This is a genomic window from Nocardiopsis sp. TNDT3 (genome assembly GCF_003427465.1).
Taxonomy (GTDB): Bacteria; Actinomycetota; Actinomycetes; order Streptosporangiales; family Streptosporangiaceae; genus Nocardiopsis; species Nocardiopsis dassonvillei.
Genome location: NZ_QPFC01001445.1, coordinates 1 through 10,320, shown reverse-complemented (window position 1 = coordinate 10,320; position 10,320 = coordinate 1). Strand labels below are relative to the sequence as shown.

Here is a 10,320-nt window from a genome sequence, read left to right as displayed (position 1 = left end):
CGACGAGCAGGTCAAGGACCTGCTCGAGGGCCCGTCCGCCATCGCCTTCGTCCACGGTGACGTGGTCGAGGCCGCCAAGGGTCTGCGTGACTTCGCGAAGGCGAACTCGCCCCTGGTGATCAAGGGCGGTGTCATCGACGGCAAGTCGATGAGCGCCGACGACATCACCAAGCTGGCCGATCTGGAGTCCCGCGAGGTCATCCTCGCGAAGCTGGCGGGTGCGCTCAAGGCCAAGCAGGGCCAGGCCGCCGCCGTCTTCCAGGCGCTGCCCTCCAAGACTGTGCGTCTCGCGCAGGCCCTGGCGGACAAGCGCTCCCAGGAAGCCGCCTGACCTTTTGAAACCCGCCGGGCGCCGAGGGCGCTCGGACACTGACTCGCACGCGGGCCCGACAGGACCGCGTGTCCGCAGAGAAAGAGAGATCGCACCATGGCGAAGCTCAGCAACGAGGACCTGCTTGCCGCGTTCGAGGAGATGACCCTTCTCGAGCTGGCCGACTTCGTGAAGCTCTTCGAGGACAAGTTCGACGTCACCGCCGCCGCTCCGGCCGCCGTGGCCGTCGCCGCTCCCGGCCAGGGTGGCGGCGCCGCCGCCGAGGCCGAGGAGAAGGACGAGTTCGACGTCATCCTCGAGGGCGCTGGCGACAAGAAGATCCAGGTCATCAAGGAGGTCCGCGGCCTCACGAGCCTGGGCCTCAAGGAGGCCAAGGACCTGGTCGACAACGCTCCCAAGCCGCTGCTGGAGGGCGTCAACAAGGAGACGGCCGAGAAGGCCAAGGCCGCTCTCGAGGGCGCTGGCGCCTCCGTCACCCTCAAGTAGTCCCACGCGGGCCGCTGAGCGCCTGCTGGCCTGCTTCCGGCGGCCGTCCCTCCTTCCGGGGAGGGGCGGCCGCCTTCGTGCGTCCTGGAACCCCTCACCGCCTCCGGGCGGTCCTCCCGCGCCCCTCCGGCCCGCGCTCCTCCGCGCTCCGGCCCGAGACCGCGGCGCCCCCGCGGCCTTCCTTTCCCCGCGCCCCGGGCCGGTGCCCGCCGTGTCCTCCGCCCCCGCGGCCCGGGCCCGGGCCGCGGCGCCTCCGACGGCGCGTTGACCTGGGGCGGGCCCGGAGTCCTTTCCCCGCGCACCGCCGTGTCCGTCACCGCTCGTCCCGTCCCCTGTGCGAAGCTGAGGGGGATCCGGCAGGTCCCGGAACCGGGGGTGCGTGTGCGAACTGTCCCCCGGACGCGCTAATCTCCCGTCCCGGGAAACCCGCTGAGGCCCGGAGGACGTGTTTACCCGCCTGAGGCGGGGGAATCCTTCGGATGTCGTTGGCTCCCGACCCCCGGGCCAGGGCAGGCGCACCAGTCCACCGACGAGGTCGCCCGACCGTTCCGGGCAGCCGGAATCCGGGCTCCTCCGCCGGGAGCGGGCTTGACGGATCGCCCTCCAGGGGTGATCCTGCCGGTGTCGTGAGTGGCGCTGTGGACCGTGAGTGGACAGCGGTGTGGTGTTCGGCTACACTGCTCTTTTGCGCTGCCCTTTGGTGATCCCTGTGCCGGTGAAGGCTGCCGCCACTCCATTTTTCCGGACATTCCGGTGGCCCGCTCCCGCTCGATGTGACCGTCTCAACCGCGTTGCGGCGGTCCCTCTCGTGACGGATCGTCTGGCGTGCGCGCTTCAACCGCCACAAGCCTTCGGAAGGACCCCTGTTGGCAGCCTCGCGCAACGCCTCCGCTAACGCCCTTGGTCCGCACCGCGTTTCCTTCGCCCGTATCCAGGAACCACTGGAGGTCCCGAACCTCCTCGCCCTTCAGACCGAGTCGTTCGACTGGCTGCTGGGCAACGACAGGTGGAAGACCCGGGTTGAGACGGCCCGAAACGCTGGCCGCAAGGACGTTCCGGAGCAGTCCGGTCTCGAAGAGATCTTCGAGGAGATCAGCCCGATCGAGGACTTCTCGGGCACGATGTCCCTGTCGTTCCGCGACCACCGGTTCGAGCCGCCCAAGTACTCAGAGGATGAGTGCAAGGACAGGGACATGACCTACTCCGCCCCGATGTTCGTCACGGCGGAGTTCATCAACAACGACACCGGTGAGATCAAGAGCCAGACGGTGTTCATGGGCGACTTCCCGCTCATGACCGAGACCGGCACCTTCATCATCAACGGCACCGAGCGCGTCGTCGTGTCCCAGCTGGTGCGCTCCCCGGGCGTGTACTTCGACAAGTCCGTCGACAAGACCTCGGACAAGGACCTCTACGGCTGCAAGGTCATCCCGTCCCGCGGCGCCTGGCTGGAGTTCGAGGTCGACAAGCGCGACTTCGTCGGCGTCCGCATCGACCGCAAGCGCAAGCAGGGCGTCACCGTCCTGCTCAAGGCGCTGGGCTGGACCACCGACCAGATCCTGGAGCGCTTCGGCCAGTACGAGTCCATCCGCAACACGCTGGAGAAGGACCCCACCGCGGGCACCGACGACGCGCTGCTGGACATCTACCGCAAGCTGCGCCCCGGCGAGCCGCCCACGAAGGAGTCGGCCCAGGCGCTGCTGGAGAACCTGTACTTCAACCCCAAGCGCTACGACCTGGCCAAGGTCGGCCGTTACAAGATCAACAAGAAGCTCGGCCTGGACACCGACTACCGGCAGGGCACCCTCACCGAAGAGGACATCGTCGCCACGATCGACTACCTCGTCCGCCTGCACGCGGGTGAGACCGAGAAGGAGACCGTCAACGGTCCCCGGCCGATCGAGACCGACGACATCGACCACTTCGGCAACCGCCGCCTGCGCACCGTCGGCGAGCTCATCCAGAACCAGGTCCGCCTGGGCCTGGCCCGCATGGAGCGCGTCGTCCGCGAGCGGATGACCACCCAGGACGTCGAGGCGATCACGCCGCAGACCCTGATCAACATCCGTCCGGTCGTGGCCTCCATCAAGGAGTTCTTCGGCACCTCGCAGCTGTCGCAGTTCATGGGCCAGACCAACCCGCTGGAGGGCCTGACGCACAAGCGCCGCCTCTCCGCGCTGGGCCCGGGCGGCCTGTCCCGCGAGCGCGCGGGCTTCGAGGTCCGCGACGTGCACCCCTCGCACTACGGCCGCATGTGCCCGATCGAGACGCCCGAGGGACCGAACATCGGTCTGATCGGCTCGCTCGCCGCCTACGGCCGGGTCAACTCCTTCGGCTTCGTGGAGACCCCGTACCGCCGCATCATCGACGGCAAGGTCTCCGACCAGGTCGACTACCTGACCGCGGACGAGGAGGACCTCCACGTCATCGCGCAGGCCAACACGCCGATGAACCCCGACGGCTCCTTCGCCGAGGCCGGTGTGCTCGTGCGCCGCAAGGGCGGTGAGTTCGAGCAGGTCAGCACGGACGAGGTCGACTACATGGACGTGTCGCCGCGCCAGATGGTGTCGGTCGCCACCGCCATGATCCCGTTCCTGGAGCACGACGACGCCAACCGCGCCCTCATGGGCTCGAACATGCAGCGCCAGGCCGTGCCGCTGCTCATGGCCGAGTCGCCGTTCGTCGGCACCGGCATGGAGTACCGCGCCGCCACCGACGCCGGTGAGGTCGTCCTGGCGCAGAAGGCCGGTGTCGTCGAGGACGTCACCGCCGACTACGTCACCGTCATGGCCGACGACGGCACGCGCAAGACGTACCGCATGGGCAAGTTCCAGCGCTCCAACCAGGGCACCTGCTTCAACCAGCGGCCGATCGTGGCCGAGGGCCAGCGGGTCGAGGAGCGCCAGGTCCTCGCGGACGGCCCCTCCACCGACCAGGGTGAGATGTCGCTGGGCAAGAACCTGCTCGTGGCGTACATGTCCTGGGAGGGCCACAACTACGAGGACGCGATCATCCTCTCCCAGCGCCTGGTGCAGGACGACGTCCTGTCCTCGATCCACATCGAGGAGCACGAGGTCGACGCCCGCGACACCAAGCTGGGCCCGGAGGAGATCACCCGCGAGATCCCCAACGTCAGCGAGGAGGTCCTGGCCGACCTCGACGACCGGGGCATCATCCGCATCGGCGCCGAGGTCGTGGACGGCGACATCCTCGTCGGCAAGGTCACGCCCAAGGGCGAGACCGAGCTGACCCCGGAGGAGCGCCTGCTGCGCGCGATCTTCGGAGAGAAGGCGCGCGAGGTCCGCGACACCTCGCTCAAGGTGCCGCACGGCGAGACCGGCAAGGTCATCGGCGTCCGCGTGTTCAGCCGCGAGGACGGCGACGAGCTCGCCCCCGGCGTCAACGAGATGGTCCGCGTCTACGTGGCCCAGAAGCGCAAGATCACCGACGGTGACAAGCTCGCGGGCCGCCACGGCAACAAGGGCGTCATCTCCAAGATCCTGCCCCAGGAGGACATGCCCTTCCTGGAGGACGGGACGCCGGTCGACATCATCCTCAACCCGCTGGGCGTGCCCGGCCGTATGAACGTCGGCCAGGTCCTGGAGGTCCACCTGGGCTGGTTGGCCAAGAACGGCTGGCTGGTCGAGGGGGTCGAGGAGGAGTGGCAGAAGTCGCTGGAGGCCATCGGCGCCACCGACGTGCCGCCGGACTCCCGCGTGGCCACGCCGGTCTTCGACGGCCTGCGCGGCGACGAGCTCAGCGGCCTGATCAAGTCGGTGCGCCCCAACGCGGACGGCAACCGCCTGATCAACGAGGACGGCAAGGCGCGTCTGTTCGACGGCCGCACCGGCGAGCCCTTCGCCGAGCCGATCTCCGTCGGCTACAAGTACATCCTCAAGCTCCACCACCTCGTGGACGACAAGATCCACGCGCGCTCCACCGGCCCGTACTCCATGATCACCCAGCAGCCGCTGGGCGGTAAGGCGCAGTTCGGCGGTCAGCGCTTCGGTGAGATGGAGGTGTGGGCGCTGGAGGCCTACGGCGCCGCCTACGCCCTCCAGGAGCTGCTCACCATCAAGTCCGACGACGTGGTGGGACGGGTCAAGGTCTACGAGGCCATCGTCAAGGGCGAGAACATCCCCGAGCCGGGCATCCCTGAGTCCTTCAAGGTGCTCATCAAGGAGATGCAGTCGCTCTGTCTGAACGTGGAGGTGCTGTCCAGTGACGGTATGTCCATCGAGATGCGGGACAGCGACGAGGACGTCTTCCGCGCGGCGGAAGAACTGGGAATCGACCTGGGTCGGCGGGAGCCGAGCAGTGTCGAAGAGGTCTAACTTCCGCATTCTTCGAGAGCAGGGGACGAATTAAGTGCTCGACGTCAACTTCTTCGACGAGCTGCGCATCGGCCTGGCCACGGCCGACGACATCCGCCAGTGGTCGCACGGCGAGGTCAAGAAGCCCGAGACCATCAACTACCGCACCCTCAAGCCCGAGAAGGACGGACTCTTCTGCGAGAAGATCTTCGGTCCGACCCGCGACTGGGAGTGCTACTGCGGCAAGTACAAGCGCGTCCGCTTCAAGGGCATCATCTGTGAGCGCTGCGGCGTCGAGGTGACCCGTGCCAAGGTGCGCCGTGAGCGGATGGGCCACATCGAGCTGGCCGCTCCCGTCACGCACATCTGGTACTTCAAGGGCGTGCCCTCCCGCCTGGGCTACCTGCTGGACCTGGCGCCGAAGGATCTCGAGAAGATCATCTACTTCGCCGCCTACATGGTCACGTGGGTGGACACCGAGGCCCGTGAGCGCGACCTCCAGTCCCTGGAGGCGCGGATCTCGGTCGAGAAGCAGCACCTGGAGCAGCGCCGCGACTCCACCGTCGAGGACCGCCACCGCAAGCTGGAGGCCGACCTCGCCGAGCTGGAGGAGCAGGGGGCCAAGGGCGACGCCCGCCGCAAGGTGCGTGAGGGCGCCGAGCGCGAGATGCGCCAGCTGCGCGACCGCGCCCAGCGTGAGATCGACCGCCTCGACGAGGTCTGGAACCGGTTCAAGAACCTCAAGGTCCAGGACCTCGAGGGCGACGAGATGCTCTACCGCGAGATGCGGGACCGCTTCGGTAAGTACTTCCGCGGCGGCATGGGCGCCCAGGCCATCCAGGACCGTCTGGCCAACTTCGAGCTGGACGTGGAGGCCGAGAGGCTCCGGGAGATCATCCGCACCGGCAAGGGCCAGAAGAAGGCCCGCGCCCTGAAGCGGCTCAAGGTCGTCTCGGCGTTCCTCAACACCACCAACAGCCCCATGGGCATGGTGCTGGACTGCATCCCGGTCATCCCGCCGGACCTGCGTCCGATGGTGCAGCTGGACGGTGGCCGCTTCGCGACCTCCGACCTCAACGACCTGTACCGCCGTGTCATCAACCGCAACAACCGCCTCAAGCGGCTGCTCGACCTCGGCGCGCCCGAGATCATCGTCAACAACGAGAAGCGGATGCTCCAGGAGGCCGTCGACGCGCTGTTCGACAACGGCCGCCGGGGCCGCCCGGTCACCGGTCCGGGCAACCGTCCGCTCAAGTCGCTGTCCGACATGCTCAAGGGCAAGCAGGGCCGCTTCCGCCAGAACCTGCTGGGCAAGCGCGTCGACTACTCCGGCCGTTCGGTCATCGTCGTCGGCCCGCAGCTCAAGCTGCACCAGTGCGGCCTGCCCAAGCAGATGGCGCTGGAGCTGTTCAAGCCCTTCGTGATGAAGCGCCTGGTGGACCTGAACCACGCGCAGAACATCAAGAGCGCCAAGCGCATGGTCGAGCGGTCCCGCCCGGTCGTGTGGGACGTCCTCGAAGAGGTCATCACCGAGCACCCGGTCCTGCTCAACCGCGCCCCGACGCTGCACCGCCTGGGCATCCAGGCCTTCGAGCCGCAGCTGGTCGAGGGCAAGGCCATCCAGATCCACCCGCTCGTGTGCACGGCGTTCAACGCCGACTTCGACGGCGACCAGATGGCCGTGCACCTGCCGCTGTCCGCCGAGGCCCAGGCCGAGGCGCGGCTGCTGATGCTGGCCACCAACAACATCCTCAAGCCGTCCGACGGCAAGCCCGTGACCATGCCCACCCAGGACATGATCATCGGCCTGTTCTACCTGACGACGGAGAAGCTCGGAGCCAAGGGCGAGGGACGCTCGTTCCTCTCCCCGGCCGAGGGCATCATGGCCTACGACCTGGGGGACCTCGACCTCCAGGCGAGGATCAAGCTCCGGATCGCCGACGGCGCCCCGGCGCCGAAGGACTGGACGCCGCCGGAGGGCTGGACGCCGGGGGAGCCGTACACCCTGGAGACCACCCTGGGCCGGTACCTGTTCAACGAGACCACCCCGGTCGACTACCCGTACGTCAACTTCCAGGTGGGCAAGAAGCAGGTCTCGACGCTGGTCAACGACCTCGCCGAGAACTACCCCAAGGTCCAGGTCGCCACGACGCTGGACGCCCTCAAGGACGCCGGTTACCACTGGGCCACCCGGTCCGGTCTGACCATCGGCATCGAGGACGTCGTCGCGCCGCCGCGCAAGACCGAGATCCTGGAGGGGTACGAGCGCAAGGCGGACAAGATCCAGCGCGAGTACGACCGCGGTCTCATCACCGACGACGAGCGCCGTCAGGAGCTCACCGAGGTGTGGACGCAGGCCACCACCGAGGTCGCCCAGGACATGGAGAGCAACTTCCCCGCCGACAACCCGGTGTGGATGATGGTCCAGTCCGGTGCCCGAGGCAACCCGATGCAGGTGCGCCAGATCGCCGGTATCCGCGGCCTGGTCTCCAACACCAAGGGTGAGACGATCCCGCGTCCGATCAAGTCCTCCTACCGCGAGGGCCTGTCCGTGCTGGAGTACTTCATCTCCACGCACGGCCAGCGCAAGGGCCTGGCCGACACCGCCCTGCGTACCGCCGACTCGGGTTACCTGACCCGTCGTCTGGTGGACGTGGCGCAGGACGTCATCGTCCGCGAGATCGACTGCGGCACGGAGCGCTCGCTCTGGCACGAGATCGGCGAGAAGAACGCCGCCGGCGTCGTCGTGCGCAAGCACAACGTCGAGAACACCGGTTTCGGCCGGACCATCGCCGAGGACGCGGTGGACGCGGAGGGCAACATCGTCCTCCCCGCCCTGAGCGACACCTCCGAGCAGAACATCGACAAGCTCATCGAGGCCGGGATCACCCGCGTCCGCGTGCGCTCGTCGCTGGTCTGCGAGGCCAAGATCGGCGTCTGCACCACCTGCTACGGCCGCTCCATGGCGACCGGCAAGCCGGTGGACGTCGGTGAGGCGATCGGTATCATCGCGGCCCAGTCCATCGGTGAGCCCGGCACCCAGCTGACCATGCGTACCTTCCACATGGGTGGTTCGGCCGGTCAGGACATCACCCACGGTCTGCCCCGTGTCCAGGAGCTCTTCGAGGCCCGCATCCCCAAGGGTGTGGCCCCGATCTCCGAGATGGAGGGCCGGATCCGGATCGACGACACCGAGAAGAGCCGCAAGATCGTCGTCATCCCCGACGACGGCACGGACGAGATCGCCTACCCGGTCCCGATGCGCGCCCAGCTGCTCGTCACCGACGGCGACCACGTCAAGGTCGGCCAGCAGCTGATCCAGGGTGCGATCAACCCGCACGAGGTCCTGCGCATCCAGGGCCCGCGCGCGGTGCAGCAGCACCTGGTGTCCGAGGTCCAGGAGGTGTACAAGTCGCAGGGTGTGTCCATCCACGACAAGCACATCGAGATCATCGTCCGCCAGATGCTCAAGCGGGTGAACATCCTGGAGTCGGGCGACACCGAGCTGCTGCCCGGTGAGATGGTCGAGCGGCCGAAGTTCGAGCGGATCAACCGCCGCGTCGTGTCCGAGGGCGGTCAGCCCGCGGCCGGGCGTCCGGTGCTGCTGGGTATCACCAAGGCCTCGCTGGCCACGGAGTCCTGGCTGTCCGCGGCCTCCTTCCAGGAGACCACCCGGGTGCTCACCGAGAACGCGATCCACGGCAAGAGCGACCCGCTCCTCGGCCTCAAGGAGAACGTCATCATCGGTAAGCTCATCCCGGCCGGTACCGGCATTCCGCAGTACCGCAACATCCGGGTGGAGCCGACCGAGGAGGCCAAGGCCTCGATGTACTCGGTCTCCGGGTACGAGGAGCCGAGCGAGTACACCTTCGGACAGGGTTCGGGCGAGGCCGTTCCGCTGGAGGAGTACGACTTCGGACCGTACAACCGGTAGAAGCGGTTTGCTTGACTGACGGCGGCGGTATGCCACCCCTCGCGGGGGGTGGTACCGCCGCCGTTCCGCGCACAGGGTCCGCTGACGCGGACGGAAGACGGCGCTACTGCGCTGGCGGGAGAGGCACAGGTGACTGACAACGGGGGCGAACGGCGGGACTCCGACGCGGAGGACTCGTGGTTCAAGCCGAGCGAGAACCGCTACCGCACACAGTCGGACTACCAGGACCCGCTCGAATCCGAGGGGACCGCTGACACGGTCTTCCCGGACAGCGGGGGGTACGCGGGGCTGAGTTCGTCCCGTCCGGCCATGGTGGAGCCCTATCCGGAGGCGCTGGGCGGACCGCCGCCCCCCGTCTCCCACGGGATCTCCTACCCGGGCGCCGGGTCCGCGGCCTACCAGCCGCTGACCAGGATTCCGGGGGAGGCCGAGGAGCCCTCCCTGCCGAGCGTCGCGGCCAGCGCCCAGGTCCCGCTCCCGTCGGAGCGGGGCACCGACCGGCCCGAGGCCTGGTCCGACGGTCCCCGGACCCAGGAGATCCCCGCGCTGGACGACCGGGACGCCCCGGACACCGGACAGCCCCGGGACGAGCACTCCTCCGCACCCGGCTCCTCCACGGCCGCCGAACAGCCGTGGGGTTCCGGCGCACCGCTGGACGACGACCGGAACGCGCCCTCCTGGGAGGCGCCGTCCGACACCGTCGGCGGCGCGCGCGGCTCCGCGGCCCGGGACGCCGACGCGCCCGCCCGCGGCGATGACCGCGGTGCGTCGGCGCTGTGGCCCGACCCTCCCGCGACCGCGGGTTCGGCGCAGGGCGGTCCGGCCGACGGGCCCCGGTCCTGGGACACCCCGGCCTCCGGTGCGTCCGGACAGCCGTGGGACGACGCTTCCGCCTCCGGTGCGTCCGGTGGCCAGCCCTGGGAGGACGCTCCGGTCGCCGATCGGCGCGATCCGCTCGACGACGGCCTCGGCACGGCCTCGTGGGACGCCCCGGCCCCCGGCGCCCGGTCGTGGGAGGACGGGACCCGTTCGCCCTCCTCCCGGGACGTCGACGCTCCCGGCGGCGGCGACCGGGACCCCGCTCCCTGGCCGGAGGCCTCCGGCAGCGGCGGCCCGGCGGAGGGCACCCGGCCCTGGGACCCCGGCTCCGCCGGTGACCGCGGCACCTGGAACGCCGACCGGGGCGCCCAGCCCTGGGACGACGCCCCCGCGGGCGGTACGCGCGACCCGCTCGACGACGGTCTGGGTCCCGCGTC

At 69.0% G+C, this 10,320-nt stretch carries 5 protein-coding genes; all 5 read left to right on the top strand.

What is annotated here, in order from left to right; all coding sequences use genetic code 11:
* Positions 1-331, top strand: a 331-nt coding sequence (rplJ, locus tag DQW06_RS28715; protein ID WP_198662585.1) for a 50S ribosomal protein L10, incomplete at its 5' end; no start/stop codon positions are given.
* A 96-nt stretch (positions 332-427) separates the two neighbouring features.
* Complete coding sequence (gene rplL / locus DQW06_RS28710; protein WP_013156103.1) at positions 428-817, top strand: 50S ribosomal protein L7/L12; 390 nt, start codon at positions 428-430, stop codon at positions 815-817.
* Between the two features lie 866 nt (positions 818-1,683).
* Positions 1,684-5,151 carry a DNA-directed RNA polymerase subunit beta gene (gene rpoB, locus DQW06_RS28705; RefSeq protein ID WP_013156104.1) on the top strand — a complete coding sequence of 1,156 codons (3,468 nt, stop codon included), beginning with the start codon at positions 1,684-1,686 and terminating at the stop codon, positions 5,149-5,151.
* 34 nt (positions 5,152-5,185) lie between these two features.
* Positions 5,186-9,064 carry a DNA-directed RNA polymerase subunit beta' gene (locus DQW06_RS28700; RefSeq protein WP_071621241.1) on the top strand — a complete coding sequence of 1,293 codons (3,879 nt, stop codon included), beginning with the start codon at positions 5,186-5,188 and terminating at the stop codon, positions 9,062-9,064.
* A 129-nt stretch (positions 9,065-9,193) separates the two neighbouring features.
* The coding region (locus tag DQW06_RS28695; protein ID WP_157983654.1) for a hypothetical protein at positions 9,194-10,320 on the top strand (1,127 nt) is incomplete at its 3' end.